Origin of the sequence: Salinicoccus luteus DSM 17002, from assembly GCF_000712035.1 — a bacterium.
GTDB classification, from domain to species: domain Bacteria; phylum Bacillota; class Bacilli; order Staphylococcales; family Salinicoccaceae; genus Salinicoccus; species Salinicoccus luteus.
This window is the reverse complement of the sequence record NZ_KL544008.1, coordinates 67,214-93,693: the sequence shown is the minus strand read 5'-3', so window position 1 is coordinate 93,693 and position 26,480 is coordinate 67,214. Positions and strand designations below refer to the sequence as shown.

Here is a 26,480-nt window from a genome sequence, read left to right as displayed (position 1 = left end):
AAACAACAGCTCAAACGCCTCGGTGATTACCACTCCCCATTCTTCGCCTCCGAGCGGTCATTGAGATTGGGCAGCCACATCTACTACTATGGCAAAATTGATAACGTATATGGATGGATTGGGTCAACTAAGATTAAACCATATGAACCCTCCAGCCCATCGCCTGTAGTCAACACGGTCAAGTACGGCATTTCACTTGATAAAGCAGTCGACATCCAAATGAACTTGGGAGCCAAGCCACAGGCCTGGGTATCCGGTGGTGGCTGGAGAAATGCGACACGCAGTGAAGTGGAACAATATCTCAATCCTGCGAACCATACTACCGAAACTTGGGACTACACCTACCTCGACTTGAACCGCGCGCAGAACATCTCAAGTAGTGAACTGAACAACAAACTGCTCAATGGGAAAGGCATACTGCATAATCAAGGGACAGCCTTCCTGCAGGCGGCGAACACGCATGGTGTAAATGAGGTTTATCTAATCTCCCATGCTCTGCATGAAACGGGCAATGGCCAGAGCACACTCGCCCAGGGTGTCCGCCTTGACACGAATGGCAACATCTCTGAGAATGGTAAGCTCTACTACAACATGTACGGCATCGCAGCATACGACCACAACCCTGTTTTGGAAGGGGCACGCTATGCACAACGCATGGGCTGGGATACACCAGCAAAGGCAGTAATCGGTGGCGCACAGTTCATCTCGAGCGGCTACTTCAACCGTGGACAGAACACGCTGTACGCAATGCGTTGGAACCCGGCGAACCCGGGCACCTACCAGTATGCAACAGACGTCAACTGGGCCTATGCCACAGCACGCAATCTTCAGAACTACTACGACCAGCTCGGTCTGCAGGGCCAATATTACACAAGATACACATTTTGATTCAACGTTATTGTACAAGAAGTGAAAAGTTTGATACTATAATAAAAAACCATAGAGCACTGTCATGCCCTATGGTAATCATACTCACGGTTTACTCAGCACCTTGATTTCGCCCTTCGTTGTTTTTCTCTCCTCTGTAGCGCTCGGGAAACGCAAGGAATAGATTAACATAGGGTGAAAGATCGAGTGTTTCAATCGATATGAAGATTTCAAAAAACATTGTTATATCCACAGTAGTACCTCCTTTTTTATAGAACTTAGTAGCTTTTTTACTTCAAAACACTTTAAGTTCTAGTGATGAGGAGAGCGTAACCATTTAAACAGAGAAATTGCAATAGTAAATCGTGAAAACTGAGTTACGCAAAAGCGAATGTATGAAATAAGCAAAAAATAAAAAGAATGCCGCTCTTACAGAGGACGGCATTCTTTTTATTTTAAATTTTTCTATACACCTTCTTCAATACATCCTTCTCTTCGTTCCAGTTGTACTTGAATTTCGCCTGCTTCGCGTTCTCCCTGAACCTTGCTCTCAGTTCATCGTCACTGATGAGTTGCTCAATTGCCGCTTTCAGTTGTATTGTACTCTCAGGCTCGACCGTCAGCCCCACCTCTTCGGATTCAATGACCGCTTCAATCTCCGGCAGCTTCGAGCCAATGACGGGCACGTGGGCCATGATATACTCGAAGAGCTTGTTGGATGAGGCGGAATAGTGGTTGAAGTTGGTATTCTCTAAGAACTGGATGCCGATGTCGACAGATTTTGTATAGCGTCTCAATTCCCTGTACGGCACCCGGTCGATGAAGATGACCTTGTCCTCGATCCCGAGTTGTTTATGGTATTCGATCAGATTGAGACGTTCCTTGCCGTCGCCGAGCATGATCAGGCGGGCACCTTCGATGTCACGGAATGCATCGAGCAGTTTGAACAGCCCCCTGCCCTCCTGCATGCCGCCCTGGTACAGCACAATCTTCTCATCCGGATCGATACCGTATGTTTCCCGGATGGGGAAGGCTTCTACCGCTTCGATGTCATAGAACTCGGAATAGTTGTGCACCGGCGTCGGCTTTTTCCTGTACAGCCGTCTGTGGTAGTCTGCCCGTGTATCGTTTTCCACGATGACATGATCTGTGAACCTGAGCAGAAATTTCTCAAGCTTATATATCTTGTTAAAGGAATAGTGTGTACGGCTCGTCTGCACTTCATGGGAATCATAGATCAGCGGCTTTCTGTCCAGACGGAGCTTCGCACTGTATATACCCTGCAGCAGCGTGTTCAGATCATGTGAATGATAGATGTCTGCATCACTGCTCCGCCCAAGCATCATCATCTTGAACATCTCGAGCATATTCGGCAGATGCTTCGACAGAATGCTGGACTTCACCCTGTTCCGTACAATCTTCGGCAGTTCGATCTTGAGCGGCCGGTTGACGTAGACTCGGGGAGCGACGGTCTCGCTTGACGGCAGATGGAGCTCATCCATCTCCTTTTTGGCGATGACTGTGACAGTGTATCCTTCCTCGGTGAGGGCAGTCGCTTCCCTGAGTACTCTTGCGTCATTGACGAAATTGTTCCATACAAACATTGTGACTTTCTTCATACAGCACCTCTGGCTTTTTCATTAATATGATATATCACTTGTAATCTGGCTCTACATTCTATATCATGTGACAAAGTTTTGATATCGGGAAATAATTCCTATTTCCTATTCCATTTTATGGTTCTACCATATTATAATTAAAAGATGGCAATCTGTCATTACATACTAAAACAAACAAAGTGGGTCTATTAAATTATGAAAAAGAAAATTCTTATTGGCATACTGCTGTTCCTCGTCATTGCGCTTGTTGTCATCGGGGTATATATTTATAACCTGTTCAATTCCTTCGAACAGGGGGTGAGCGATTCGTTCGAAGCGACGGACCGCGATAGGTCCGAGCTCCGGCTGGATGACATCGACCCGACGATGGACAGCTTTACGGTGCTGATCCTCGGCATCGATGAGAGTGAATCCCGCAAGGAGGAAGGGGATCTTGATTCCCAGGACTTCCGGACGGATACGATGATCCTTGCGACATTCGACAAGAACCAGGATGAAGTGAAACTCACAAGCATCCCGCGGGATACCCTGACATACTTCCCTGAGGAGAACTATTTCGACAAGATCACACACGCCCACCGCCAGGGTGGCCCGGAAGCCTCCATGCGTGCTGTGGAATCCCTCTTGAACGTGCCGGTCGACCACTACGTCCGCGTCAACATGGCGGCCGTGGTGGATATGGTCGATGCGCTCGGCGGTGTGGAATTCGATGTGCCATTCGACATGAATGAGCCGAACTCCGTCGACCGCGGACGTATCGAACTTGAAGAAGGTGTGCAGGAACTGAATGGCGAGGAGGCACTTGCGGTTGTACGGAGCCGCCGGGTGGATACAGACCTCGGACGCGGCCAGCGCCAGCTCGAGATGGTCGAGAAGATACTGTCGAAGGCGAAATCGACCGGTGCCCTGTCGAAAATCGATGACCTGATCGAGGTCGTCGCGGACAATACGAAACATGACATGACTTCGAAGACAATCCGCAGCCTCGCCGCCTACTATTCATTCAACGACATCGAGTTCAATACGACTCAGGTACGCGGGTCCGATTTCTGGAACCCGGGCAACGGCGCCTACTTCTATTGGGCGAATGAAGAACATCTCTACCTGATTTCGAAGACGCTCCGGGATGTGCTGGAAATCGATGCGCCGGAACCGTATGACCTGATCAACATCCGGCTGTCCGATTATATTACGCCATACGATTACGTCAGCGACTACTATCTGAACGAATTCGAGCCGGAAGGTGAGCCCTACTTCATGCAGGAAGGCTACGAAAGTCAGCTTGGCGACGGCTTCAACATGCCGGACGACAACCCTGAGGAGAGCATCGAGGGCGAAGAAAACCTCGACGAAAATTCTGGTGAGTCGAGCCGTGAAGAAGCGACTGGTGAACAGCCGCCCCAGGAGGAAGGAACGGGTGAAAATCCTGATGCGCCGACGACTGAGGAGGACAACTACTGGCCGCCGGAGGATGGCAACGGATCAGAAGGGATACAGGAAGACAGTACGGAACAGTTCAACTATGAAGAGAATACGCAGGAATACTACGAGGAAAACACTGAAGAATACTATGATAATGGAACCGGAAGTGAGGACTTTGATCGATCTCAAAATGAAGTTTAGGAGCGGATTGTGATGAGGAAGACGTATGACAAGGAGACGAACATCAATGAGATGTTCGATTTCCTGGAGGACCAGATCAAGCACAGCGGTGAAGCGAGAATCGAGGATACGTATTTCTACCAGAACCACGAACACAAGGAGATGTACCAGTCGATCCGTGGCTACTTCAGTGAATCGCTGAAGAACCCGGAAGTCGATGCGGCGTGCTACATCATCGCCCTGCCGGACATCTACAAGCGGATCAACATATTCGAACTCATCTTCCCGATGGACTGGATCAGGGAGGACGGACGGCTGTCGGAACCATTCAAGCAGCTCAGGCCCCACATCCAGTACTTGGCGCTCGCTGCAGCAGAAGCAAGCGGCATCAAGTTCAATACAAAACCTGCCCTCTCGCTCGGCCTCGAGTATTGGAACCTCGAGCAGCTGAAGATATTCTGGCAGTTCACCGCCATCCGGCGCAAGAATGCAATGTAAGGAGGATTCCATGGAAATCAAAGTGGCTGACAACAACATCCTGTACAACCAGTGCCTTGAAATCAGAAAGCGCGTCTTCGTCGAGGAGCAGAACGTCCCGATGGACCGTGAAGTGGATGAATTTGAGGACACAGCGACACATATCCTGCTGATTGATGACGAGCCGATCGGCACGGTCAGATACCGCCCAGCGTCAGACGACATGATCAAGGTCGAACGCATGGCCGTACTGCCCGAGGAGCGCGGCAGGAAGCTCGGACTCAAGCTGATGGAATTCGTCCACGAGCATGCCCGGGAAGCCGGCTATACCCGGGCCAAGCTCGGTGCGCAGGTGCATGCGATCGACTTCTACAAGAAGCTCGGATACACCGTCTCCTCCGATGAATTCGAGGATGCGGGCATTCCGCATGTGTATATGGAGAAGGCACTGTAGACAGTGATCGACACCTGGACGGCATCCTGCTGTCCGGGTGTTTTTAAATAACCGTTTGGACATGAAAAGTGTCCATGATATAATGGATGTGCAAAATGAATAGAAACAGCATAGGGGAGCCATCATGGCTGAGAAGGTGACACCTGACCCTTTGACCTGATCTGGATAATACCAGCGTAGGGAATGTGCAGTGGCTATGCGGCACCCGTATACCCCACCTGCAGCTCTTTGACGCCTCCAGATAAGGAAGGTGTTTTTTTGTACCCATTTTATGAAGAATGCGGTATGGGACACCACCATTTCGAGAGGAGTTTTCCATTTATGAAGAAACTATTATTGCCGTCCATACTCGTCCTCCTGCTCGCAGCATGCGGCGGAAATGAAGACGGGAACCAGTCGGGGGACGAAGGATTGACTGAAGTCACCTTCGTGCTCGACTGGACACCGAATACGAACCATACGGGCATCTATGCCGCACAGGCGGAGGGCTACTATGAGGACCGGGGACTTGATGTCGAAATCGTCCTGCCGGGTGAAGCCGGTGCGGAACAGACTGTTGCGACGGGCAACGGGGACTTCGGCGTCAGCGCCCAGGAGAACGTCACGCAGGCACGCCTGCAGGATGTATCAATCGTCTCGCTTGCTGCCATCATACAGGATAATACATCCGTCCTCGCCTCTCCAAAAGAGTATGGCCTCGAGACGCCATCAGACCTCGAGGGGCATACGTACGGCGGATACGGTTCACCGATTGAGGAGGAGACCATCGCCTCCATCATGCAGGCGGATGATGCCGATATTGAGAATGTCGATATCATCAACATCGGGGATACGGACTTCTTCACCGCCGTACAGCGCGATGTCGACTTTGCATGGATCTACTACGGCTGGACGGGTGTCGAAGCTGAACTGCGCGACTTCCCGCTCAACACGATCGATTTCACCGAGTACTCCGATGCGCTCAACTTCTATACGCCTGTACTGATCACAAATGAAGAGATGCTCGAAAACGACTCTGAAACCGTTGAAGCGTTCACCCGGGCGACGGCGGAAGGCTACCAGTTTGCGATGGATCAGCCCGAAGCTGCAGCGGAACACCTGCTGGCTGCAGAACCGGATCTTGACGAGGAACTCGTCATGGCCAGCCAGGAATGGCTGACGGATGTCTATCAGGGTGATGCACCCTATTGGGGCCATCAGGAGGAGGACGTCTGGGAGAATTATATGAACTGGATGTATGAAAGCGGCCTGATCGAATCCGAACTCGATGTCGAGCAGGCATTCACGAATGAATTTCTGCCCGGCGGGTAGTGAATTGGAGGAATAGCGAATGCGACGAATTTCATCCTGGAGTGTGATTCCCCCACTCCTTGCGATACTCGCCATACTGGTGATTTGGCAGTTGGCCGCCACACTTTTTGATATCCGTACATGGATTCTGCCAAGTCCCGTCCAGATCATCCAGGAAGGCATGGAAATCTACCCGCGTATATGGTCGCACAGCCTGTCGACCATACAGATTGCGCTCGGTGGGTTCGCCATCGGTGTGACCGTGGGGCTCGTGCTGGCCATACTGCTCCACCTGATGCCAAGGGCCAAGCAGAGCATCTACCCGCTGATGATCCTCTCGCAGAATGTGCCGATCATCGCCCTGGCACCGCTGCTTGTGCTGTGGTTCGGCTTCGGTACGCTGCCGAAGATACTGATCATCACGCTCGTCTGCTTCTTCCCCGTCGCGGTATCCCTGATCGACGGGTTCAGGCAGACCAATCCGACGCTGCTCAACTATATGCAGATGATTGGGGCATCGCGCCGGCAGGTCTTCTTCAAACTGGAGTGGCCGAGTGCCCTGCCCTACTTCTTTTCAGGACTCAAGATTTCAGCGACATACAGTGTGATGGGTGCCGTCATCGCGGAATGGCTCGGTGCACAGGAGGGGCTCGGCGTCTTCATGACGGTCGCCTCCTCCGCTTTCCGGACGGACCAGGTATTCGTCGCCATATTCGTCATCATGGCGATCAGCCTGATTCTCTTCGGCTTCATCATGCTGCTTGAAAAATGGCTCGTACCATGGGATACGGACAGGAAGGGGGCAAATCGGGATGACGAATAAGCTCGAGGTCAGAAACCTCACGCACAAGTTCAATGACGGGAACGGGGTCCATGTGCTGGATAACCTGTCCCTTGATGTCGCCGACGGTGAATTCGTCACCCTGCTCGGCCCGTCGGGCAGCGGCAAGAGTACGATCTTCAACCTGATCGGCGGCCTGTACGCACCAGACGCGGGTGACATCTACATCGATGGCGCACGGGTCAACGGCACCCGCGGCAACATCAGCTACCTGCCCCAGCAGGATTCCCTGCTGCCATGGCGGACGATCGAGGACAATGTCGTCCTCGTCCAGGAAATCACCGGCGATGTCGACAAGGAAACCGCCCGCCGGTGGCTCCAGCGTGCCGGACTCGAAGGGTATGAAAAATCCTATCCGAATACGCTGTCCGGCGGCATGCGGCAGCGCGTCGCCTTCATCCGTTCCCTGCTCAGCCCGCAGGAGCTGATGCTGCTGGATGAACCATTCGGGGCACTCGATGAACTCACCCGCCTCGACATGCAGGACTGGCTGCTCAAGATCTGGGAGATGGACCGCCGTTCCGTCCTCTTCATCACCCACAGCATCGAAGAGGCCCTCTACATGTCCGACCGGATACTCGTCCTCTCGGACAAGCCCGCCCGCATCGCGCGTGAAATCGAGGTGCCGTTCGAGCGGCCGCGCGACCATGACATCATCCTCGATGAGGAATTTACCAGGCTCAAGCGCGACATCTATCATATGCTTCGGACAAGTGATGTGGAAGACTGAATATAAAGGGAGCAGGAGACAAAGTCTCCTGCTCTCTTTTTCATGCTAGTACCCGAGTTTCGATACATTCAGCGTCACCTTCATATTGGCATTCTTCACCCGGATGGCGTCCATCAGCGTCTTGTCCCGGGTCTCCTTCTTCGTGCGCACCCTGTACTCGAGCATATACATCGTGCCGAGGTTCGTCGTTTCGATGTTGACGAGCTCGTTCTGTTCGAGGTGTTGGCGGAAGACGTCATCGAACGCCCCTTCGAAATGCATGTTTTCAGGCACGGTGATCTTGAGCACCTTCTCATCGGACCCCTTGCTGCCGTAGTCGGTCTTATGCATCAATCCGATGATCAGGCTCATGAGGGCCGTGAATATGACGGCAAGCAGGTAGAATCCGAGGCCGCATGCGATCCCGACGACCATGCCGAAGAAGATGAAGGCTATGTCCTTCGGATCGCTCATGGCGCTCCTGAACCTGATGATGGAGAACGCGCCGACAAGGCCGAATGCGACCGCGACGTTGTTGCCGATGACGATCATGATGATGGCGACGACGACACTCATGATGACGACCGTCTGGACGTAGGACTGCGAGTAGTTCACACCGTGGTGGGTCCACTTGTAGACCAGCGTCACCACCGTGCTCAATATGGCACTCAGGATGATTGCGAGCAGAAGCTCGATGACTGTAAACGTCGTCGTTTCATTGCCGATTTCAAAATATTGCTGTACAAATTCATTCATTGTTATCCCATCCTTTTCTCATTTACGGCATGTTCGATGCCTTTGGTTTCAACGTCGATGCTGGTGCAGAACTTGGATACGCCTTCCTTCTTCAGACCATGGGCGGACAGAATCTCCGTCAGCCACAGCGGGATGCTCGTCGACATCTTCACTTCCATCACGACGAGGTTCCGGTCGATGAAGTGGGTGCCGTGCGGGCCATTTTCGATGTTCAGATCATCCGAACGGCAGCGCAGGTTGTAGTCGAACGTTACCCGGAGATCATTTTCCTCGATGCCGTGGAAGGCCTGACGGTCATAGCTCACGACCACCTGCGGCACCAGACCATAAAAGTTCCTGAAGTAGTCCGCCTCTTTGAATATCTGCTTGTTCGAGGCTGTATCCACCACATCGCGGCCCTGGTATATGTAATCATAGGCCGACTGCAGCGGCAATCCGGTCCGCCGTTTATTGACCACATTGTTGTACTTCTGCTTCACTTCAAGAAATGACATGCTCGCGAGATCCGCATCGTCATAGACCCGGAGCCTCAGTTTCTGGCGGAATCTGAGTTTGTTCCGTGTTTCCGTATAGATCTTCCCATCTTCGGAATCGAAGTACAGACTGACGATGGTGTACCTCCCTTCCGTACCGAACCGGTCGAACCGCATATGCCCTGCAATTTCACGGGCGATCGTTTCATACGTGTCAAAAGGAATCAGATACTTCACTTCCCTGCGGTTGAAAACTTCAAGTGCCATGTTTATTCTCCTTTCCTGTGCTTACCTGCATGTTTTAAATGTACATGCGGATTATTAAAGGATGGTTAGAGGATGGTGACAAGTCCTTTAGAATACAGTTAACGGCAGAATAAAGGACCCGCCTCCCAAAAGAGAGGCGGGTCCATCTTTGACTTGTACTATTCCGCATGCTGCACGATCGCAGCCCGCAGGAATTCTGCGGCACCCGGCGCCACGTCATCATAGTATTTCCTGAAGCGTGCGTCTGTCACATACATCTCGGCGAGCCCCTGGTGGGCTTCTTTGGAATATTCGTTCCATGTGTACATCAGCCATTCCTTGTGCAGCTGTGCGGCCTTCCTGGCATGTGCTTCAGATGGCGCATCCACCGCCGCCTTCAGCACTTCCTTGAGTTCCGCTTCAATCGCCGTCATCCTGTCATAGTCGTCTGATGACATGCCCATCCATTTCTCGTTGGATGCCCTGACGGTGTCCTCGCCATACTTTTCGCGGATTTCAGCACCGTACTGTGCTTCGTTCTCCTCGAGCTTCCGCTGCTTCAACCCTTCGAACTTTTCCCTATCTCGCATGTGTATCCCTCCTTCCTTCGCTTCAATCGTCCGTTCCACATTCCGTATCAGCCGATCCAGCGCCCTACGCTCTTCGAGGAGTGCGGCATGGTGTGCTCTGAGTGCTTCTGCCGCATCGAATTCCGGATCATCGATAATCTTCCCAATTTCATCCAGGGCGATACCGAGCGTCCTGTAGAAGAGGATGAGCTGCAGCCGGTCAACTTCCGCCCGTCCATATATCCGGTAGCCCGAACTGTTGATGCGGGCAGGTGCAAGCAGCCCGATCTGGTCATAGTACCTGAGTGTCCGTCTGCTCACACCGGCGAGATCCGCAAGTGCCTTCACCGTATATTCCATCATTCTCCCTCCTCCCCTTCATAATAGGCGGTGACGCAGCGTCAATGTCAACACACACATCCTGCCTTATTTTCATGGCGCGTTTACATCCATGTACCCGGGGTAAGCTATAACTGAACAGCCAATATGACAAAGCCGAAGGAGGATGGACATGGCCAAGAACAAGGATAAGAAGAAAAATAAAAGCGCAGAAAAGCCGGACCTTGCTGTGCATGAGACAATCGAGCTCCATGAAGTCGTGACAGTGAAACAGGCTTCCCTCTTGAAAGCGGGGATGATGGAGTCGCTCGCCGAGGATTCCAAGCTGCGTGAAATCGTCCGCAAGGAACGCAAGATTTCCAAAAAAGCGATTGATGAAATTCAGGAGCTTCTGCCTTAGGGCGGAACAATGAAAAGGAGATGTACAGATGGAAATGGAGGAAATGCTTGAAAAAGCAGGAGAGAACAGGGATGAACTCATTGCGACGGAAATGCTCGTCACGGCAAAGGCGGCTGTCCGCACATATGCTGTGGCGCTGACGGAAGCCGCCTCCCCGGAAGTACGGGATGTGCTGAAGCGCCAGCTCACGCAGGCGATCAACCAGCACGCGCGGATTGCCGACTACATGATGGAGAACGGCATGTACTACGCCCATGACATCAAGGACCAGCTCAAGCACGACAAGAAGAAAGTGAAGACCGTAAAGAAGCTCTCGAAGGACAAGAAATAGATGCAGAAGGCCCCCGAAACCTGAACACAGGTTTCGGGGGCCCTATCGATTATATGTGGATCTTTTGGAGAATATCGGTCAGCCGCCGCTTATCCTCGTGATCCAGTGATTCGAGTATATCGTCCGTCACGCTGCAGATCTTCTCCTCCAGTTCATCCAGTGCATCGACCGCCTGCTCCGTCACTTGAAGGTATGAAGCCCGCATATCATCCTGATGCTGGCGCTTGATGAGGTAGTTCTGGTCGACAAGCTTCTGGACGGCACGGGAAATGGAAGTCTGTTCCCGCCTCAGGCGGCCGATGAGCGTCTTCTGCGTAATGCCCGGCTCTTCAGCCACCATTTCGATGATGTACAGCTGTTCCCTCGATAGGAGTCCGTTCTTCGTCCTGAATTCGGCCAGATGGTCGATTTTTGCGTTGAGCAGATAGATGTATCTGCAGACATTCCGTGTGTTCAATTTACTCATAGATAGTCAACCCGCTTTTTTGACATATTACTCTCCCTTACATTACCCACAATAAAGGTGTATACAGTCCATAGTGGCAGTAAACCCACCATATGGCAAATATTTACCGGATGCCCTCGAGCTGTGCCTTCTCTATATATCCGATGGAGCATTCCGACCCCAATTGTACGTATGTCGGCAGATGTGCGTTATTGCTTTCAAGATGGGTGGCCGTCCCTTCGAATTTGCCCATGATGACGACCATGCGATGGATGAGTGTGGCGATGACATCGATGTGTGCCTGGGAAATGGGCGGATGGTTCAGACGGATCAGTGGATTGCGCTTGTGGCGGGATGGGAACATGATGGTCCGCACCCACTTGAGCTCGTCCCTGGTCAGCGCATCCCGCGACTTCAGCTCGATGGTGACGATCGGCGACCGCTCCGCTTCCTGGAAGGCCTCAGCGTACTGTGTGCGGAAGTGGAACACTTCAATCCCCCACAGTTCCCGGCGCAGCAGGTACTGGTCCGACTCCTGCTGGACGAAGAATACCGTCCCGGGCCGGACCGCAAGTGCCGCCAATGCCTCGTCGTACTTCTCCACCGCCTGGACGACTTTCGAATAGTCGAGCAGCGTCTGGTTCGCAAGCGTCTCCGCTTCCGCTTTCCTGGTCAGCGTGATGCTGATGTGTGTATTGCTTAAATATGCCTTGTCCGAGCTTGAGAACAGCGTGGACAGTCTGAGGTGCCCTTTCTCAATATCTCCATACCCCTTTATGGTCAGATCATGCACCACATCGGGAGCGACAAGACTTTTTTCAATCAGGGTGCCGATGAGATCCTGGATGGTGTCTTCAGCATGGATGGTTATGGTGTCTATCGTGAGTGCGGTATCTCTAATCTTCACTTTGAGCTTCACTTAAAGCCCTCTCCTTCTCATATTCTAGGATGTTTGATAATATGTCGACGCGCAGCCCGACGAGTTTTGGGTCTTCGTACAGTGCGCGCACTTTGACATCCTTCAGCTGACTGCTCTCCTCCGGCATTTCATTGATGATGAAGTGCAGGAAGGTGATGGCAAAGTCCTCCTTCGGATTGGTCGCCTGATAGGGCTCGTGGAAATCATTGATATTGTTGCTGTAGAAAGCTTCGCGCTCCGGCTGTGACTTGAACTTGTTCTCGATCCACTCCTCGCCGTACTGGCTCCAGAAGCGCTCGGTGTACTCCGCCATCAGCGTATCTTCCTTCAGATGATCGAGGTCCGTGCTGTTGTTGTCGAACGCTTCGATCGGCAGGGAATAGACATGGGCGAACTCGTGGATCAACGTGCGGTATTCGCTCGGCAGGTCACGGTTGTCCCGGATGTCCACAGCAAGCGTCGTGCCCGCCTCCGTCACATCGACATAGGCGAGCGTATTGCCCTCCCCGTCCGAAAATAGCTCGAACTGGTCGATGTCCCGGATATGTTCGTCCGGGAAGAATGTGCGGAACCGCGTCCATATGGCTTCGAATTCATCCTGTGAGCCGACCGGCAGCGCCGCGTGCTCAGTGGGATCTGCGAGCGCGAAGTCCGCCACCGTATACGTGATGTACTGTATCTGGGTGCGGTTCTCCACAAACATATGCGGGGACTCCCGAATGTCGATGTAAGTGCCGAGCGCCGCGAGATGATCGTCCCCGAGCGCACGGCATTCCGCGACGGTATTACACTCGGCATGGTCCACCGCCTGATCGGGATCGATCTCCGCTTCATGGGCGGCATTCCCGCCGGTCAGCCCGATGAGATACAGCACACCGAGTATGGCGAGGCCTGCGAGCACGCCGATCCCCATCAGCTGGGCAAGGACGCGCAGCACCGTATAGACCGGTGGGGGCACCCCGCCGCTCTGCTCAACGGGTGCATGTTCGATGATGCCCCGCTCCGCCAATATGTCCCGTATTTCTCCGGTATGACGGTGATACGCCGGCATCCCCGTCTCTTCAAGGACGACGTTGTCGATGTCATGGTCGCTGTATGATGCGTACTCGCCGCATGTGAAGACGATGACGGGGATGCCCTCCCTGCGGGCACGGGCCAGGAGCCACCTGAAGTCTCGTTCTGCGATGTCGGTGGTGAGGATGAAGAGGTCGTAGCCACCTTTATCCCCCGTCCGGTCGGCACGGACGGTTTCGAACACATTGCTCCCCGGTTCGACCGTCTCCCCATCAATTGTGCCATAGGGGGCGGACACACGGCCGGCGATGCGCGGGTCGACGCCAACCGCCCGCAGCCTGCGCTTCAATTCCTTCGTCTGTTCCGTCGATTCGGAACTGAAATTCGTATGTAGATGGACGGTGTGGCGGGAGTGGGTGGCGATGAGCACCGCCACTTCGTGCCCGCCGATGAACGGATCTGCATTTCCAGTCTGATCGATATATATGCCGCCTGCTGCCAGAATCTTCATGTCGCATCCTCCGTTCACCTTATCATTATGCTAAAAATTCCCTGAAATGAAAAGTTATAATATACAGAAAAATAAATTATCTGATGAAATCTGTACTCCGGCCATTCATCTGATGCTGGCGTGTGGCATAAAGTGCACTCTGCTCGCGGATCTTCGTCGAGCGGTCCAGCACCCGGAGCGCCTTTTCATACTGCTTCTCGCAAAAATTGTAGTCGGCCGCCACCGACTTCATCATACCATGATTGAAGTGGATATCGGTCATCCCCTCTCCTCCTGGCTGGCACATGAGGAACTGGTGGAGGTTGATCCAGAATGGATTGCGCGTGCGGCTCGTTGTGATGGGGAACAGGACGAACTGGATGCGCTCGTCGATGACGATCGGCCCCATGCGGTGGATGGCATGCGCCGCCTTAAGGTGCGCCCGTCTGGCCGCGAGGTTCGTCCCGTAATAGTAGATGAGCAGCTCGTCGATCAGTGCTTCTGTCGGCTTGTGTGATGGTTGTGGCGCCTCGCCGTGGTAGACCGCCTGGCACATATATTCCATATGCCGGACGGGTTCGATGTAGCAGAGCCCCGGATTCAATGATGGTGTCGTAAACATGGTTCACCCCTTTATGTATTTAGAGCCTTAATTATACCCTAACTTCACTTTATATAACATAATATTAACAATATTTAATTAAATGTTAACTTATCTTTGATTAAGGCCCTCTTTCGGGGCGGGGCGACGGATGCTGCAGGCGGCGCTTTATTCTAAGATACAGTCATCCGGAAATAAAAGATGTATCGATACGTCACAGGACGCAAATATGAACGACAAGATAAAGGACTATGAACCGATGATCTACAGCATCATGAAGCGCCTCAGCATCCAGTTCGACCAGGATGACTACATGCAAGTGGGCCGCATGGCGGTGTACAATGCGCTATCGACCTTCGATGACATTGCGGCGAAGGGGGCGACGGAGTCGCAGTTCGTCTACACGCGGATTTATCAGCGGCTGATCGATGAGATACGCAGGGTCTCCCGCTATACGAATGCGGTGAGTGTGACGGCGGATGACCTGCTGGCGGAATCGGTCGGCGGACGCATGGACAGCCTGGATATGATGGAACTGGAAAGTGCACGGGGGCTGCTCGGGGAGCAAGAGCGGGTCTGGCTCGCCTATACGCTGAAGGGATACAGCGTGCGCGAGATCGCCGAAGCGACGGGCTTCAGCGTATCGAGTGTGAAGAACTGGCGGGCGTCTGCCCGGAAGACGCTCAGGGCGATGTATGATGGGGAGTGACTTTCAAGTTTTTTGAATATTATTTCTATTTCGTCCCATGGTGTCTATTTTCCCCAGTCATGGTATTCTAATGCCATAGAGTGAATTGAGGAGGCAAACCATGGCCAAAAAAGACAAGCTCGACCTTGACCTCGGCGTCCACGAAACGCTGGAGCTCCATGAAGTGACGACGCTGCGCCGGTCGACATTATTGAAAGCCCACATGATGGAATCCATCGTGGAGGATCCGGAACTCAGGAAGCTGCTGCGCAAGGAAAAGCAGGTTTCCGAGAAGGCGATTGATGAGATAGAAGCACTGCTGCCATAGATGTGTCATATGCAAACCCGAGTGTAGATAGTGAGACCAGGACCCAGGGAGGCCAAACAATGGAATTCGAAGATATTTTGGATCAAGCCGGCAAGAAGCGGGATGAGCTCATCGCCACAGAGCTGCTCGTCTCGTCCAAAGCCACCGTCCGTGCCTATGCCGTTGCACTGACGGAAACCATTTCCCCGGAAGTGCGGGAAATTCTGAAGCGCCAGCTGTCGCAGGCCCTGAACCAGCATGCGCGCATCGCCGACTATATGATCGAGCGGGAAATGTACCACCCGTTCGACCTTGAGAAGCAGATCAAGAAGGATAAGAAGAAGGTGAAGAAGGCACGCAAAATCGTCTCAGAGAGTGCCCAGCCGAAGAAACGCAGTCAGAAGGGCAAGAAGCGCAGCGTGGAGGATGAGGCTGCAGCTGATGATGTTGTTCCTAGACTCGAGGGTGAGGCTTCCATGGCCGATCAAGGAGCGGCACATGAATCAGGCCGCCAGCCGGTGGAATCCGGCAGTTCGCGTACAGAATAATGGTGTGGATCGGACCGGGTACCATGCGTCTTTTATGGATGCTGCTGTACCCGGCTTTTTAGAGACCACAGTGTAAGCGGTTACTTTTTATTTCCCCATTTCTGCACTAGGGATTGAAAAATATACAAAATGTAGTATAATGTCTTACATCATTGTTGTGGAGGTATGATCCATGGAAGTAGAAGTAGAAGCGGCGAAAGTTGGAAATATTGTAGAATTTGACGGCATGAGAGGGAAAGTCGAGAAAGTGAACGAAAACTCGGTCATCGTCGACATCACCATCAATGACAACTTCGACGAACATGAAATGTTCGAAAAGACGGTCGTCAATCACAAAAGGTACAAAATCATCGAAGCGTAGTTCTCTAGCGGTCGACGGAGACGTCCGGCAATCGGGATGGATGGGAGTTTTCCTAAAGGGGCATGTATGACAGATGTTGCCGTATGGTGACATCGATATATGAATACAGATTACAGGGACATCCGTTGATTTTTTTATAGATTTTATAAATAGAGATGAAAGCCACCTTCAGCGGCTGCGGTTAAGCAGTGTGCTGGAGGTGGTTTTTGATTTGGGGCGTATTGGATGCTCCGCCACTCCTCCAGCATGCAAAAGCGCAGCAGATCCCATCAAAGGGAGCGGCTGCGCTTCATTTTCATACATATTATTATAGATGGTAGTGCACGAGGTCGAGCATGCGGTGGTCTTCCGAGAGCTGGGAGACGGAGTGATCGATGCGTGAGACGGAATGGCTCAAGTATTCATACGTTGTGGTGCGGGTCTTGAAGTTGAGCTCAACATGCATGACCTTGCCGGTGTGGTGATGGTGGTATCTCGGGATGTTCTGATCATCGCTGACGGTGAAGGTTTCGTGTGCGTCCTCCTCCAGTGCCCCATCATCACAGCTGCCTGTGATGAGGAGACCGACGCCTTCCATATCTTTGATGATGGCGCTGATTTCGTCATCGGTATCGGAGATGCAGACGATAACGTAGTCGGGATCATCCGTGTCGTAGATGTAGCGGAGCCAGCGTTTGACCGAGCTGCTGAGTGATGAGACGTGCAGTGTCGGATGCTTCTTCTCCGCTTCCGGACGGAAGCTGCCGGCATATCCCCCGAGGATGGCAAGCTTCATGCCGTTGACGTTGTAGACTTCATACGGTTCGCCGAAGAAGGGCTCCTTCGTCATCGGATGCGTGATGTTGCAGGTCATCCAGGGGAAGTTGGAGAAGCTCATCGTCCGGCGCAGATGGGAAATGTTCGACATGTCCTGATGGTTGAAGATGCCGAAATTGTAGCCCATGTAGTTCATGCTGGTGATGGACGGGTTGCGCGGTGCGATGTATTCCATATCGATGCCGAGCGTACCGCCAAGGTCACACAGGAGGATGTGGTTGTTCTCCTCGAATGACAACCCACGCTTGTACCTGGAGACTTTGGACAGTGTGACGCCGGGCTGCTTGCCGAGCTGGCGGTTGATGTGCTGGGTCAGGATGAGACTGACGCTGAAGAATTCCTGCATGACGCTCCCTCCTTTCATTGGATATGGCTTAACCGATCAGGATGCGTTCTTTAGGGAAGTGGTACGGCAGTTCCTTCTGGCGTCCGGCCATGGTGAACAGGAACGAAATGAACCCGATCCGGCCGATGAACATGAAGATCATGACGACGATTTTGCTCGGTGTGGACAACTCATCGGTGATGCCGGTGGAAAGTCCACACGTTCCGAAGGCGCTGGTCACTTCAAAGATGACGTCGATCAGATCAAAGCGGCTGTCCTCGAACAGGACGACGGAGATGATGCCGCCGAAGACGAGGAACACCGCGAGTGTGATGACGGCGAATGCACGGTGCAGGTCCTCCTTCGCAATCTCCCGGTTGAATATCCGGATATCCGTACGTCCGCGGCTGAATGCGACCAGGAACAGAATCAGGATTGCGAATGTCGTCGTCCGGATGCCGCCGCCGGCGGAACTTGGAGAGGCCCCGATGAACATGAGGGCACTCATCATCAACTGGGTGGCATCACTGAACAGGCTGGGATCGACGGTCGTCAGCCCGCCGCTCCGTGTGGTTGCAGAGGCGAACAGGCTGTTCATCAATGTCTTGAACCACGAATCACGGACGAAGTAGTTCTGTGACTCCATGATGAAGATGAAGAATGCCCCCAGGAAGAAGAGTCCACCATACGTCAACGTCGTGATCTTTGCGAACAGTGTGAACCGGAAGTTCTTATGATGCTTGCTCAAATAGTTCCTCACTTCGATCAGCACCGGGTATCCGATGGCTCCGAGCATGATCTGGATCATCACCGGCACCTGCAGTATGTAGGCTTCTTCAAACCCGAGCAGGGAATCGCCGAACAGATCCATCCCGCCATTGGTCGTGGCGGATACGGACAGGAAGATGCCGTGCATGAGCGAATAGTACAGATCATTCGTATCCACGAAGAAATAGATGACATACATCAGTGCACCGATTGCTTCAATCACCAGCAGCACCTTGATGATCTCGAGTACCAGCTTGACTGCGCCGGAGAATTTATACTGGTTGTTGTCGACTGCAATCTGCATGCGTTCCCGAAGGCCGATGCGGCGTCCGAAGATTACCCAGACCATCGTTCCCATCGCCATGATGCCGATGCCGCCGAGGTTCATGATCAGCATGATTGCAAAATACCCCACTGTATTGAAGGTCTCGGCGATATTGACTGATGTAAGGCCTGTGACCGACAATGCGGATGCTGCGACGAAGATGGTGTCGATCAGCGCCGTATCCTTCTCTCCCCTATAGAGGACCGGCAGGCTGAGCAGCACGCTCGCCAGCATCAATGCAATGAGATAATACAGAAATATACCGCGTTGTGGACTGAGGGAATCCATGAAGCGCTCCAGCCACTTGAACATTGCAACCCCTTCTTTCAAATGCTCGCGTTTCGCATCATATTTTCAAAAATACACTTCATTATCACGCAGGTGCCACACCTGTGTCAAGACGGCTTCTCAATTGCTTTTACAGTACCCTCTTTCCCTATATGCTATTCATAATAAAAGGCACCGGCCAGTGGCCGGTGCCTGAAAAACTATTCCAGTGTCGCTGTCGTCTGCTGAAGCTGTCCATCACGGTAATACTCGATCTGCATCTCTTCGCCCTGTGACTTTTCATAGTACAGGTACTTCCTCAGCTCCATCATGTTCTGCACTTCATTGCCGTCAAGCGACACGACGACATCGAGCGCTTCCAGCCCCGCTGCGTCCGCCGGTGTCCCTTCTTCGACATGACTGATGACGACGCCCGAATTCACGTCATCCGGCAGGTTCATTTCATTGACCAGCACTTCTGCAGGAATTGTGTACAGGTCCTGGAGGAGTACACCGAGGTAAGGCCGCTGCACTTCACCATTCTCCTCGAGCTGTGTGACGATCTGCTCGACTTCATTCACCGGAATGGCAAAACCGATGCCTTCGACCGTCGGCATGCTGATCTTCATGGAGTTGATGCCGATCAGGTCGCCATTCTGGTCGACCAGTGCGCCACCGGAGTTGCCGGGGTTGATCGCGGCGTCCGTCTGGATCACGTTTGCCTCCCAGTCATAGTTGCCGTCGGTATCGATATCGACAGGGACGCTCCGGTCGAGTCCGGAGACGATGCCCCGGGATACAGATCCCGAGAAGGCCTGGCCGAGCGGTGAACCGATTGCGATGGCCGTCTCGCCGACGAGCAGCTGGTCGCTGTTGCCGAAATCGATGGCATTGTCGATGTTGCCGCGCTCGACACGGACGACCGCAAGGTCCGTCCAGAGGTCGGTGCCGACGATCTCACCGCTCAGCTGATCCCCATTCTCCAAGTTGACCTGGAGTTCCGTTGCACCGTCCACCACGTGGTTGTTCGTGACGATGTAGGCATACTCATCGGTCAGCTTGTAGATGACGCCGGAACCGGTGCCCGCTTCTTCCGGCTCGCTCTCAGGCGCCTCCTGGATGCCCGGGACGATTTCACCGACCCGCTGCAGGTTGATGATCGAAACAACCGACTGCTTCGCCTTCTGTACGGCGGCCGTCGTATCCGACACGGCCTTATCCGAGTTGCCACTCTCTTCCTGGAGCTGTCCCTTGATGTCTTCTATCTCCTGCCGGTTCTCCTCGGAAATGCCGTCGTCGGCTGCCTCTTCGCTGTTGTTGCCGCTACCCCCGTCATCATTCAGGAAATTGAACAGGAGGAGCATGGCAAGTGCACCGAGCAGGCCGGCGATGAATGGCACGAGGAAGCCACCGAGGCAGCCCCGGCGCCTGTTTCCGCCATCGCCATTTCCACCACCATCGTTCCTGTCATCATCCACATCCCGGCGGTCCGCGTCGTCCGCCCCAGGGGTCATGCCGACAGTGCCGCCCATGCTGGCAGGTGCGCTCCGATCCCGATAGCCCTCTTCACCGGGGGCGTATTCCCGTTCCGTTTCCGGAACCGGTTCATCCTCACGCCGCCTGGCTGTGGCCGGTCTTTCTTCTGTATTGTCTGAAGCTGTCTGGTATTCTGTTCCGTCATTCTGTGGTTCCGATGAAAGGGGATTTCGTCCATCCGTCATATTCTCCTGTGGTGACTGTTCCTGGTCCGATCCATCCATGCGCTCTGAATCATCGCCTGCAAACATTCTCCGCTTCCGGCGATATCTATCTTTTGGAATGATGTGCTTCTTCGATCTTTCCAAAGGCGACCCCTCCTAACTGTTTTGTACCACTCATTATAGAGATTTTAGTAGTTGCTTTCCACTTTTTTACCGTGGCCTTCATCCTTGCTCAGGAACCAGCCCGCTGAAATGATGATCACCATGACCGCCCAGAAGATCAGCTTCCATGTTGTGGAATGCGGGAAGTCATGCGGTATGACGCCGATGGCATCGTGCGCCAGCGTCAGCACCGCCAGCTTCACGCCGACCCAGCCGACGATGATGAATGCCGCCACTTCGAGGCCCGGCTTCTTGTTGAGCAGCTCGACGAACCATGTGGCGAAGAACCGCATGATGATGACCCCGATCAGACCGCCGATGAGCATTACGGTATACTGTCCGGCATTGATGCCGAAGAAGTCTCCGCCCACTTCAGGCAGTGCGAGCGCAATGGCTGCGGCTGCGAGTATCGAATCGATGGCAAATGCGATGTCCGCAAGCTCCACCTTGAACACCGTAAACCAGAAGCCGCCGCCCTTCTTCTTCGCTTCGCCGAGCGCGACACCTTCGGTCCCTGCCGTCGGTTCCTCCGGCTCCTTCTCCCCCTGCCTCAGCTTGATGAGGTGCGAGATCGATACGTAGAACAGATAGAGTGCACCGAGCGCCTGCATCCACCACCACTGGACGAGCCAGACGAGCAGCAGTATCGCAATCATGCGGAAGACGAACGCACCGAGCAGGCCGTAGAACAGCGCCTTCTTCCGGCGTTTCGGATCCAGGTGCTTGACCATTACGGCGAGTACGACCGCATTGTCGGCAGCAAGCAGCCCCTCAAGCACGATCAGGACGACGAGCACCCATGCGTACTCCAAAATTATCGCAAAATCCATAGTGTTTCCTCCTAAAAGTTGATGTGAACGCAAAAAGACCCTGATCGCATGCCAAAAAGGCATGCGGTCAAGGTCTCACGATACAATACGGTGTATTGCTCAATGCACCGGGATTCATCCGTCATGACGATGCATTGATGGGTCGCCCCATTCGTTACTCCCCTTTTCCGCTGAAAAGGTGTACGTCCACTGTAATTACATCCCTAAATATAGACGATGTGGCGGCCAAAGTAAAGTGTAAATGCTACAGGAGCGTATAGAGTTTTACTTCGGGATACTTCTCGCTGAACCAGCGCATGGCGAACTCGTTCTCGAACAGGAAGACCTGGTTGTCATATCGGTCGAGCACGAGGTTCGAACGCGACGTGCTCATGGCATCCGTAATGGCTTCCTCGTTCTCCACCCAGCGGGCGATCTTCTTGCCGACCGGCTCCATGATGACATCCGTGTTGTACTCGTTCTTCATGCGGTGTTCGAACACTTCGAACTGCAGCTGCCCGACGGCACCGAGTATCGGCTGGTTCGTGTGCACCGTCTTGTAGTACTGGATGGCACCCTCCTGCACGAGCTGTTCGATGCCCTTGTAGAAGTGCTTCTGCTTCATGACGTTCTTGGCGGATACCTTCATGAAGATCTCCGGCGTGAACTGCGGCAGATCCTCGAAATCCACCTTCTGCCCATCATAGAGCGTGTCCCCGATCTGGAAGTTTCCGGTGTCATACAGTCCGATGATGTCGCCGGCGTATGCCTCGTTGACGGTCTCCGTATCGTCGGCCATGAACATCGTCGCGCGGTTGACCTTCGTCTTCCGGCCGGTGCGGGCCAGGGTGACGTCCATGCCGCGCGTGAACTTGCCGGAGACGACGCGCATGAATGCCAGGCGGTCGCGGTGACGCGGGTCCATGTTGGCCTGGATCTTGAAGATGAAGCCGCTGAAGTTTTCATTCGTCGGCGACACCTGCGACTCCTCCTTCGTCCTCCTTGGCGTCGGCATCGGTGCATAGTCGACATACGTGTCGAGGAACTCCTCGATGCCGAAAGTGGACAGTGCGGAACCGAAGAAGACCGGCGTCAGGTCGCCCGTCGCAATCTTGTCGCGGTCGAACGCATCCCCCGCCTCCTCGACCAGCATGAATTCATCGACTGCGGTCTGGAATGCCTCGTCTTCTGAGATCGGGTGCGATTCCTTGAGTGCATAGTCCTCATCAAGCGTAAGCTTCTCCTCTTCGCGGTACGGGTTGATCGTGCGGTCCTTGCGGTTGATGATGCCGAAGAAGCTTGGCCCCATGCCGATCGGCCATGTCATCGGATACGTCTCGATCTCAAGCGTCTCCTCGATCTCCTCGAGCAGTTCGAACGGCTCCTTGCCGACACGGTCAAGCTTGTTGATGAACGTGAAGATCGGAATGCCGCGCATCCGGCAGACTTTGAAGAGCTTCAGCGTCTGCGGCTCGATGCCCTTTGCGGCATCGATGACCATGACGGCGGAGTCGACCGCCATCAGTGTGCGGTACGTATCCTCCGAGAAGTCCTCGTGTCCCGGTGTATCGAGGATGTTGATCTTGTAGCCGTCGAAGTCGAACTGCATGACGGAGCTCGTGACACTGATGCCACGCTCCTGCTCCACCTTCATCCAGTCGGAGGTGGCGAACTTGCCGCCCTTCTTGCCCTTGACCGTCCCCGCCTGGCGGATGGCGCCGCCGAACAGCAGCAGCTTCTCCGTCAGCGTCGTCTTCCCGGCATCCGGGTGCGAGATGATGGCGAACGTCTTTCTTTTTTCTATTTCATGAGTGAAATCCATAATTTTCTCCTTACTTTGTAGAGGTTGCGCGTGTAATGTCACGTGCGACTGATTCGCATGTCTCCTCATCCATCACATTGAACAGATGGAGGACGATCTCCTCGGCCTGATCCGCTTCGGTGAGGGTCCGGCTGTATTCCAGGCTGAAGTTCATATCCGGTATGCTGATGATGTACGTGTTCCGTTCCTCGTGCGGGAAAATGAACACCGGCACGCGGGCTTCATTGATGGATGTCTGTATCTGTAACATATTCATCCCTCCGGTATTTGCGGTATGCCCGATCCAGTGCAATCAGGTCGTCGCGGTGCGGCACCTTCACATAGTCCTCCATGATCTGGTACGGTTCGCGGCCCTTGCATGCGAGGACCACCGTGTCGCCGGGCTCCGCGATATCGATGGCATACTCGATGCCTTCCGTGCGGTCCGTGAAGGAATGGTAGTTGTCATGCGAAGCGCCTGCCGCGAGCGCATCGACGAGCATCTGCGGGTCATCATTGGCCGGGTTGTCCGGCGTGAAGATCGCCACGTCCGCCCGCGTGGATATGCGTCCCATCTCGCGGGCCTTCGACAGGTCCCGCTCGCCGGTCATGCCGACGAGGAAGATCAGGCGTTTTGTGACGAAGGGCTCGATCGTATCGATGATCTTATCGAGCGCGTCCGGCGTATGGGCGAAGTCGATGATGATGTCGATCGGCAGTGTCTTATCAAGCACCTCAAGGCGGCCCTCGACCGGTGCCATATCACTGACGGCCCCGATGATGCGGGGCAGCCGGTACCCTTGGAGCCATTCGCTGATGATGGCACACATCAGGTTCTGTATATTGAAGTGGCCGATGTACGGCGAATCGACATGGAAGGCGCCCTCCGGCGTATTGAGTGTGAAGTTGAAGCCCTCAAGCGTCCCCTCGATGTCCGTCGGATGAAAGTCCGCCTCGGATGTCATCCCGTAGGTGACCACTTCATGCGGCGTCATTTTACTGTAGCGTGCGGTCCACGGGTCGTCCTGGTTGAGGATGATGTATTTGCGGTCCTTCATGTTGTGCCCCATCTGGGAGAACAGGAGGCCCTTCGTATAGCCGTACTCGTCCATCGTATTGTGGAAGTCGAGATGGTCCTGCGTCAGGTTCGTGAAGATCGCTATGTCATATTCGATGCCGAATGTCCGGCCGAGGCCGAGGGCATGCGATGACACTTCCATCGTGAACACTTCCGTCTCCCGCTCATGCGCCTCCTGGATACGCTTGTGCAGGCGCGTCGTCTCCGGCGTTGTATTCGTACTGCCGTAGCGGTCCTCATTGAGCATGAACCCGTTCGTCCCAAGGTAGGCGCTGTTCTTGCCGAGTGCCCGGCTCAAGTTGTGGATCATCGTCGCCACGGTCGTCTTGCCGTTCGTGCCGGTGACACCGATCATCGTCTGGGTTTCGTGCGGAAAATCATAGATGTACTCCGCAAACAGGGCGGCCACCTTCTCCGGGTCCCGGACAACGAGCAGTCCGACGCCTTCCGGCATCTCCCGGTGGCGGTCTGTGACGATGAACCGGCAGCCCGAGCGGATGGCCTGTGGAATAAAGTCGAAGCCATCCACCTGATAGCCTCTGATGGCGACGAATACGGAGTGCTCATCCACTTCGCGCGAATCCATCGTTATGTTTGTCACAGTTTCCGGAAAATCCCCATATGCCTCTTTTATTTTCAGAAGGGAAATCAGAGTCTTCGAATTCATGTTTCCTGCCACCTTTCAACTTTTATATTATACAATAGAAGCGTGGTCTTTAATAGTAGGAATTGACATATGAAACCGCGCTCAGTATCATCAGACAGTGATATACCTTTCCGTAAAATATGCTCCAACCATCAAATAATGTTCCAAAAAGGTGACACAATGGCAACCAATGATCATAAGAAAAGATTCTGGAAACTCGCTTTCATCCTCTGCCTGACGGAAGTCGTCCGGGGGATGTTCATATTGAGCTATCTGCCCGCACTGCCGACCATCGGCATCATATCGCTCAGCCTGTCCGCCATCGTCATCACGATGCACTACGTCTTCGATGCCGTGACGAACATCTGGCTCGGCTTCCTGATGCGCAAGATCGGCGCGTGGTGGACGATGTTCCTGTCGTATGTCGTCGGCATCGGTGCCATGGTCACCGTCATGTTCGACCAGAGCTTCTATGTGCTGCTGATTGCGGCGTGCCTGCTCGGCATCAGCGTCTGTCCGATATGGATCATCGCCCTCTCGAACGTCCAGGACGAGAACCGTGGCCGCGAGATGGGGCTCATCTTCTTCGCGTGGCTGTCGGGACTCGGTGCCGGCATGGTCATCATGAACTTCCTGATCGGCATATTCGATGCCGCTTCCGTCTATGCGATGGCCGCAGTGTTCCTGCTCAACTTCATCGTCTTCCTCGTCATGCCGGGCGACTACAAGGTCGAGACCCGGGACGGCGAGACGGCCGGACGGCGCAAGCAGCGCCTGCCGCTCCGTGAGACGTGGGATATACTGCGCCACCATATGAAGAATATGCCGGGCATCATGTTCCAGGGGCTCGGCGTCGGCATGCTGCTGCCGGTCCTGCCGACATACATCACGACGCTGCTCGAACTCAACTATTTCGAATATACCTTCTTCATCCTGCTCGTCTTCGGCATCGTCGGCTTCGGCATGACGGTGCTGAGCCGTGCGCTCGACATCCACACCGAGCGCTTCACGCGCAGCGTGATCACCAGCGGGTTCTTCGTCTATGCTGCAGGCGTCATCTGGTTCAGCACACTAGAGACGGTGTGGCTGATCTTCATCATCGCAAGCTTCATCGGCCTCGCCTACGGCATCATGCTGCCTGCGTGGAACAAATACCTCGCCGGCACGATTGCCAGCAGCCAGAAGGAGGAATCGTGGGGCGTCATCAGTTCCGTCCAGGGCATCGGAGCCATGATCGGCCCGGCACTCGGCGGGCTCATCGCCGACATCTTCGGCACCGTGACCGCCACCCTCATGGCGAGCGGCCTGATCTTCGTCGTCCTCTTCGTCTACTACGGGGTACTGTTCTCGTTCAACTGGCGGGCGACGCGGGGCTGACCCCCACCCGCAGTCGCCTACACGCCTGTCTCCATATGCAAATGGAGGCAGGCGTTTTAT

The 26,480-nt window shown here is 53.9% G+C and carries 30 protein-coding genes and 1 riboswitch; of the genes, 14 read left to right on the top strand and 16 right to left on the bottom strand.

What is annotated here, in order from left to right:
* Positions 1–888 (top strand): N-acetylglucosaminidase (locus BO53_RS0110330; protein ID WP_031547901.1); only part of this gene is annotated, 888 nt, incomplete at its 5' end.
* A gap of 91 nt (positions 889–979) precedes the next feature.
* Here the strand turns inward: BO53_RS0110330 and BO53_RS13920 are convergent.
* Together BO53_RS13920 and BO53_RS0110320 are read right to left on the bottom strand one after the other, a co-directional pair.
* Positions 980–1,120, bottom strand: coding sequence for a hypothetical protein (locus BO53_RS13920; protein ID WP_156956133.1), 141 nt, complete (start codon positions 1,118–1,120; stop codon positions 980–982).
* A gap of 202 nt (positions 1,121–1,322) precedes the next feature.
* Complete coding sequence (locus tag BO53_RS0110320) at positions 1,323–2,486, bottom strand: glycosyltransferase family 4 protein (protein ID WP_031547900.1); 1,164 nt, start codon at positions 2,484–2,486, stop codon at positions 1,323–1,325.
* Positions 2,487–2,681: 195 nt separating this feature from the next.
* On the opposite strand from BO53_RS0110320, the gene BO53_RS13435 reads away from it, so the two are divergent.
* The 6 genes from BO53_RS13435 to BO53_RS0110290 all read left to right on the top strand — a co-directional run bounded on the left by BO53_RS13435 (position 2,682) and on the right by BO53_RS0110290 (position 7,880).
* Positions 2,682–4,109 carry an LCP family protein gene (locus tag BO53_RS13435; RefSeq protein WP_051683093.1) on the top strand — a complete coding sequence of 476 codons (1,428 nt, stop codon included), beginning with the start codon at positions 2,682–2,684 and terminating at the stop codon, positions 4,107–4,109.
* A 12-nt stretch (positions 4,110–4,121) separates the two neighbouring features.
* Positions 4,122–4,586, top strand: coding sequence for a DUF2538 family protein (locus BO53_RS0110310; protein ID WP_031547898.1), 465 nt, complete (start codon positions 4,122–4,124; stop codon positions 4,584–4,586).
* Positions 4,587–4,596: 10 nt separating this feature from the next.
* A complete protein-coding gene (locus tag BO53_RS0110305; protein ID WP_031547897.1) occupies positions 4,597–5,019 on the top strand; it encodes a GNAT family N-acetyltransferase in 423 nt (140 codons plus the stop codon).
* Between the two features lie 102 nt (positions 5,020–5,121).
* A riboswitch (TPP riboswitch) is annotated at positions 5,122–5,219 on the top strand.
* A gap of 121 nt (positions 5,220–5,340) precedes the next feature.
* Positions 5,341–6,330 carry an ABC transporter substrate-binding protein gene (locus BO53_RS0110300; RefSeq protein WP_031547896.1) on the top strand — a complete coding sequence of 330 codons (990 nt, stop codon included), beginning with the start codon at positions 5,341–5,343 and terminating at the stop codon, positions 6,328–6,330.
* A 19-nt stretch (positions 6,331–6,349) separates the two neighbouring features.
* Positions 6,350–7,132: an ABC transporter permease gene (locus tag BO53_RS0110295; protein WP_031547895.1), complete on the top strand. Its 783-nt coding sequence runs from the start codon at positions 6,350–6,352 to the stop codon at positions 7,130–7,132.
* Positions 7,122–7,880 (top strand): ABC transporter ATP-binding protein, encoded by a 759-nt coding sequence (locus BO53_RS0110290; RefSeq protein ID WP_031547894.1) that lies wholly within the window; start codon positions 7,122–7,124, stop codon positions 7,878–7,880. Before BO53_RS0110295 ends, BO53_RS0110290 begins: the two co-directional genes overlap by 11 nt.
* Before the next feature lie 45 nt (positions 7,881–7,925).
* Here BO53_RS0110290 and BO53_RS0110285 read toward each other — a convergent pair whose 3' ends face one another.
* From BO53_RS0110285 to BO53_RS0110275, 3 genes are all read right to left on the bottom strand, one after another.
* Positions 7,926–8,615, bottom strand: a complete 690-nt coding sequence (locus BO53_RS0110285) for a DUF4956 domain-containing protein (RefSeq protein WP_031547893.1) — start codon at positions 8,613–8,615, stop codon at positions 7,926–7,928.
* 2 nt (positions 8,616–8,617) lie between these two features.
* The gene (locus tag BO53_RS0110280; protein WP_031547892.1) at positions 8,618–9,355 is read right to left on the bottom strand and encodes a polyphosphate polymerase domain-containing protein; all 738 of its coding nucleotides are present in this window, start codon (positions 9,353–9,355) and stop codon (positions 8,618–8,620) included.
* Between the two features lie 158 nt (positions 9,356–9,513).
* Entirely contained in the window at positions 9,514–10,263 is a 750-nt protein-coding gene (locus BO53_RS0110275; protein WP_031547891.1) for a MerR family transcriptional regulator, read from the bottom strand.
* A 151-nt stretch (positions 10,264–10,414) separates the two neighbouring features.
* Here BO53_RS0110275 and BO53_RS13430 point away from each other — a divergent pair, with 151 nt between their 5' ends.
* Together BO53_RS13430 and BO53_RS0110265 are read left to right on the top strand one after the other, a co-directional pair.
* Complete coding sequence (locus BO53_RS13430) at positions 10,415–10,642, top strand: hypothetical protein (RefSeq protein ID WP_037342152.1); 228 nt, start codon at positions 10,415–10,417, stop codon at positions 10,640–10,642.
* Between the two features lie 28 nt (positions 10,643–10,670).
* A complete protein-coding gene (locus tag BO53_RS0110265) occupies positions 10,671–10,973 on the top strand; it encodes a spore coat protein (RefSeq protein WP_037342150.1) in 303 nt (100 codons plus the stop codon).
* Positions 10,974–11,022: 49 nt separating this feature from the next.
* Here the strand turns inward: BO53_RS0110265 and BO53_RS0110260 are convergent, their stop codons facing one another.
* From BO53_RS0110260 to BO53_RS0110245, 4 genes are all read right to left on the bottom strand, one after another.
* Positions 11,023–11,439, bottom strand: coding sequence for a MarR family winged helix-turn-helix transcriptional regulator (locus tag BO53_RS0110260; protein WP_031547889.1), 417 nt, complete (start codon positions 11,437–11,439; stop codon positions 11,023–11,025).
* A 103-nt stretch (positions 11,440–11,542) separates the two neighbouring features.
* Positions 11,543–12,337, bottom strand: a complete 795-nt coding sequence (locus BO53_RS0110255) for a hypothetical protein (protein ID WP_031547887.1) — start codon at positions 12,335–12,337, stop codon at positions 11,543–11,545.
* Positions 12,315–13,862 carry a hypothetical protein gene (locus BO53_RS0110250; protein ID WP_031547885.1) on the bottom strand — a complete coding sequence of 516 codons (1,548 nt, stop codon included), beginning with the start codon at positions 13,860–13,862 and terminating at the stop codon, positions 12,315–12,317. Before BO53_RS0110250 ends, BO53_RS0110255 begins: the two co-directional genes overlap by 23 nt.
* A gap of 76 nt (positions 13,863–13,938) precedes the next feature.
* Positions 13,939–14,463 (bottom strand): competence protein ComK, encoded by a 525-nt coding sequence (locus tag BO53_RS0110245; protein ID WP_051683092.1) that lies wholly within the window; start codon positions 14,461–14,463, stop codon positions 13,939–13,941.
* A 208-nt stretch (positions 14,464–14,671) separates the two neighbouring features.
* Between BO53_RS0110245 and BO53_RS0110240 the strand changes: the two genes are divergently transcribed.
* The 4 genes from BO53_RS0110240 to BO53_RS0110225 all read left to right on the top strand — a co-directional run bounded on the left by BO53_RS0110240 (position 14,672) and on the right by BO53_RS0110225 (position 16,346).
* The gene (locus tag BO53_RS0110240) at positions 14,672–15,151 is read left to right on the top strand and encodes a sigma-70 family RNA polymerase sigma factor (RefSeq protein WP_031547880.1); all 480 of its coding nucleotides are present in this window, start codon (positions 14,672–14,674) and stop codon (positions 15,149–15,151) included.
* A 100-nt stretch (positions 15,152–15,251) separates the two neighbouring features.
* Positions 15,252–15,458, top strand: a complete 207-nt coding sequence (locus BO53_RS0110235) for a hypothetical protein (RefSeq protein WP_031547879.1) — start codon at positions 15,252–15,254, stop codon at positions 15,456–15,458.
* A gap of 59 nt (positions 15,459–15,517) precedes the next feature.
* Positions 15,518–15,985 (top strand): spore coat protein, encoded by a 468-nt coding sequence (locus BO53_RS13775; protein ID WP_084185029.1) that lies wholly within the window; start codon positions 15,518–15,520, stop codon positions 15,983–15,985.
* A 172-nt stretch (positions 15,986–16,157) separates the two neighbouring features.
* Positions 16,158–16,346: a YkvS family protein gene (locus BO53_RS0110225; RefSeq protein WP_031547874.1), complete on the top strand. Its 189-nt coding sequence runs from the start codon at positions 16,158–16,160 to the stop codon at positions 16,344–16,346.
* Positions 16,347–16,653: 307 nt separating this feature from the next.
* Here BO53_RS0110225 and BO53_RS0110220 read toward each other — a convergent pair whose 3' ends face one another.
* The 7 genes from BO53_RS0110220 to BO53_RS0110190 form a co-directional block, all read right to left on the bottom strand.
* On the bottom strand, positions 16,654–17,508 hold the full coding sequence (locus BO53_RS0110220) for a bifunctional UDP-sugar hydrolase/5'-nucleotidase (RefSeq protein ID WP_031547872.1): 855 nt from the start codon (positions 17,506–17,508) through the stop codon (positions 16,654–16,656).
* A 28-nt stretch (positions 17,509–17,536) separates the two neighbouring features.
* Positions 17,537–18,892 carry a TrkH family potassium uptake protein gene (locus tag BO53_RS0110215; protein ID WP_084185027.1) on the bottom strand — a complete coding sequence of 452 codons (1,356 nt, stop codon included), beginning with the start codon at positions 18,890–18,892 and terminating at the stop codon, positions 17,537–17,539.
* Between the two features lie 176 nt (positions 18,893–19,068).
* Positions 19,069–20,691: a S1C family serine protease gene (locus BO53_RS0110210; RefSeq protein ID WP_031547867.1), complete on the bottom strand. Its 1,623-nt coding sequence runs from the start codon at positions 20,689–20,691 to the stop codon at positions 19,069–19,071.
* 44 nt (positions 20,692–20,735) lie between these two features.
* Complete coding sequence (locus BO53_RS0110205; RefSeq protein WP_031547865.1) at positions 20,736–21,539, bottom strand: TerC family protein; 804 nt, start codon at positions 21,537–21,539, stop codon at positions 20,736–20,738.
* 244 nt (positions 21,540–21,783) lie between these two features.
* Positions 21,784–23,340 (bottom strand): peptide chain release factor 3, encoded by a 1,557-nt coding sequence (locus BO53_RS0110200; RefSeq protein ID WP_031547863.1) that lies wholly within the window; start codon positions 23,338–23,340, stop codon positions 21,784–21,786.
* Between the two features lie 10 nt (positions 23,341–23,350).
* Entirely contained in the window at positions 23,351–23,590 is a 240-nt protein-coding gene (locus BO53_RS0110195) for a YueH family protein (protein WP_051683091.1), read from the bottom strand.
* Positions 23,562–25,064, bottom strand: a complete 1,503-nt coding sequence (locus BO53_RS0110190) for a UDP-N-acetylmuramoyl-L-alanyl-D-glutamate--2,6-diaminopimelate ligase (protein WP_031547860.1) — start codon at positions 25,062–25,064, stop codon at positions 23,562–23,564. Before BO53_RS0110190 ends, BO53_RS0110195 begins: the two co-directional genes overlap by 29 nt.
* A 159-nt stretch (positions 25,065–25,223) precedes the next feature.
* Here BO53_RS0110190 and BO53_RS0110185 point away from each other — a divergent pair, with 159 nt between their 5' ends.
* Positions 25,224–26,420: an MFS transporter gene (locus BO53_RS0110185; RefSeq protein WP_031547858.1), complete on the top strand. Its 1,197-nt coding sequence runs from the start codon at positions 25,224–25,226 to the stop codon at positions 26,418–26,420.
* Positions 26,421–26,480 lie beyond the last annotated feature (60 nt).

Excerpts from the sequence above, each read along its gene's own strand:
- BO53_RS0110320 (WP_031547900.1), bottom strand. The coding sequence starts at position 2,486 with ATGAAGAAAGTCACAATGTTTGTATGGAACAATTTCGTCAATGACGCA.
- BO53_RS13435 (WP_051683093.1), top strand. The coding sequence starts at position 2,682 with ATGAAAAAGAAAATTCTTATTGGCATACTGCTGTTCCTCGTCATTGCG.
- BO53_RS0110310 (WP_031547898.1), top strand. The coding sequence starts at position 4,122 with ATGAGGAAGACGTATGACAAGGAGACGAACATCAATGAGATGTTCGAT.
- BO53_RS0110305 (WP_031547897.1), top strand. The coding sequence starts at position 4,597 with ATGGAAATCAAAGTGGCTGACAACAACATCCTGTACAACCAGTGCCTT.
- BO53_RS0110300 (WP_031547896.1), top strand. The coding sequence starts at position 5,341 with ATGAAGAAACTATTATTGCCGTCCATACTCGTCCTCCTGCTCGCAGCA.
- BO53_RS0110295 (WP_031547895.1), top strand. The coding sequence starts at position 6,350 with ATGCGACGAATTTCATCCTGGAGTGTGATTCCCCCACTCCTTGCGATA.
- BO53_RS0110290 (WP_031547894.1), top strand. The coding sequence starts at position 7,122 with ATGACGAATAAGCTCGAGGTCAGAAACCTCACGCACAAGTTCAATGAC.
- BO53_RS0110285 (WP_031547893.1), bottom strand. The coding sequence starts at position 8,615 with ATGAATGAATTTGTACAGCAATATTTTGAAATCGGCAATGAAACGACG.
- BO53_RS0110280 (WP_031547892.1), bottom strand. The coding sequence starts at position 9,355 with ATGGCACTTGAAGTTTTCAACCGCAGGGAAGTGAAGTATCTGATTCCT.
- BO53_RS0110275 (WP_031547891.1), bottom strand. The coding sequence starts at position 10,263 with ATGGAATATACGGTGAAGGCACTTGCGGATCTCGCCGGTGTGAGCAGA.
- BO53_RS13430 (WP_037342152.1), top strand. The coding sequence starts at position 10,415 with ATGGCCAAGAACAAGGATAAGAAGAAAAATAAAAGCGCAGAAAAGCCG.
- BO53_RS0110265 (WP_037342150.1), top strand. The coding sequence starts at position 10,671 with ATGGAAATGGAGGAAATGCTTGAAAAAGCAGGAGAGAACAGGGATGAA.
- BO53_RS0110260 (WP_031547889.1), bottom strand. The coding sequence starts at position 11,439 with ATGAGTAAATTGAACACACGGAATGTCTGCAGATACATCTATCTGCTC.
- BO53_RS0110250 (WP_031547885.1), bottom strand. The coding sequence starts at position 13,862 with ATGAAGATTCTGGCAGCAGGCGGCATATATATCGATCAGACTGGAAAT.
- BO53_RS0110245 (WP_051683092.1), bottom strand. The coding sequence starts at position 14,463 with ATGTTTACGACACCATCATTGAATCCGGGGCTCTGCTACATCGAACCC.
- BO53_RS0110240 (WP_031547880.1), top strand. The coding sequence starts at position 14,672 with ATGAACGACAAGATAAAGGACTATGAACCGATGATCTACAGCATCATG.
- BO53_RS0110235 (WP_031547879.1), top strand. The coding sequence starts at position 15,252 with ATGGCCAAAAAAGACAAGCTCGACCTTGACCTCGGCGTCCACGAAACG.
- BO53_RS13775 (WP_084185029.1), top strand. The coding sequence starts at position 15,518 with ATGGAATTCGAAGATATTTTGGATCAAGCCGGCAAGAAGCGGGATGAG.
- BO53_RS0110225 (WP_031547874.1), top strand. The coding sequence starts at position 16,158 with ATGGAAGTAGAAGTAGAAGCGGCGAAAGTTGGAAATATTGTAGAATTT.
- BO53_RS0110220 (WP_031547872.1), bottom strand. The coding sequence starts at position 17,508 with ATGCAGGAATTCTTCAGCGTCAGTCTCATCCTGACCCAGCACATCAAC.
- BO53_RS0110215 (WP_084185027.1), bottom strand. The coding sequence starts at position 18,892 with ATGTTCAAGTGGCTGGAGCGCTTCATGGATTCCCTCAGTCCACAACGC.
- BO53_RS0110205 (WP_031547865.1), bottom strand. The coding sequence starts at position 21,539 with ATGGATTTTGCGATAATTTTGGAGTACGCATGGGTGCTCGTCGTCCTG.
- BO53_RS0110200 (WP_031547863.1), bottom strand. The coding sequence starts at position 23,340 with ATGGATTTCACTCATGAAATAGAAAAAAGAAAGACGTTCGCCATCATC.
- BO53_RS0110195 (WP_051683091.1), bottom strand. The coding sequence starts at position 23,590 with ATGTTACAGATACAGACATCCATCAATGAAGCCCGCGTGCCGGTGTTC.
- BO53_RS0110190 (WP_031547860.1), bottom strand. The coding sequence starts at position 25,064 with ATGAATTCGAAGACTCTGATTTCCCTTCTGAAAATAAAAGAGGCATAT.
- BO53_RS0110185 (WP_031547858.1), top strand. The coding sequence starts at position 25,224 with ATGGCAACCAATGATCATAAGAAAAGATTCTGGAAACTCGCTTTCATC.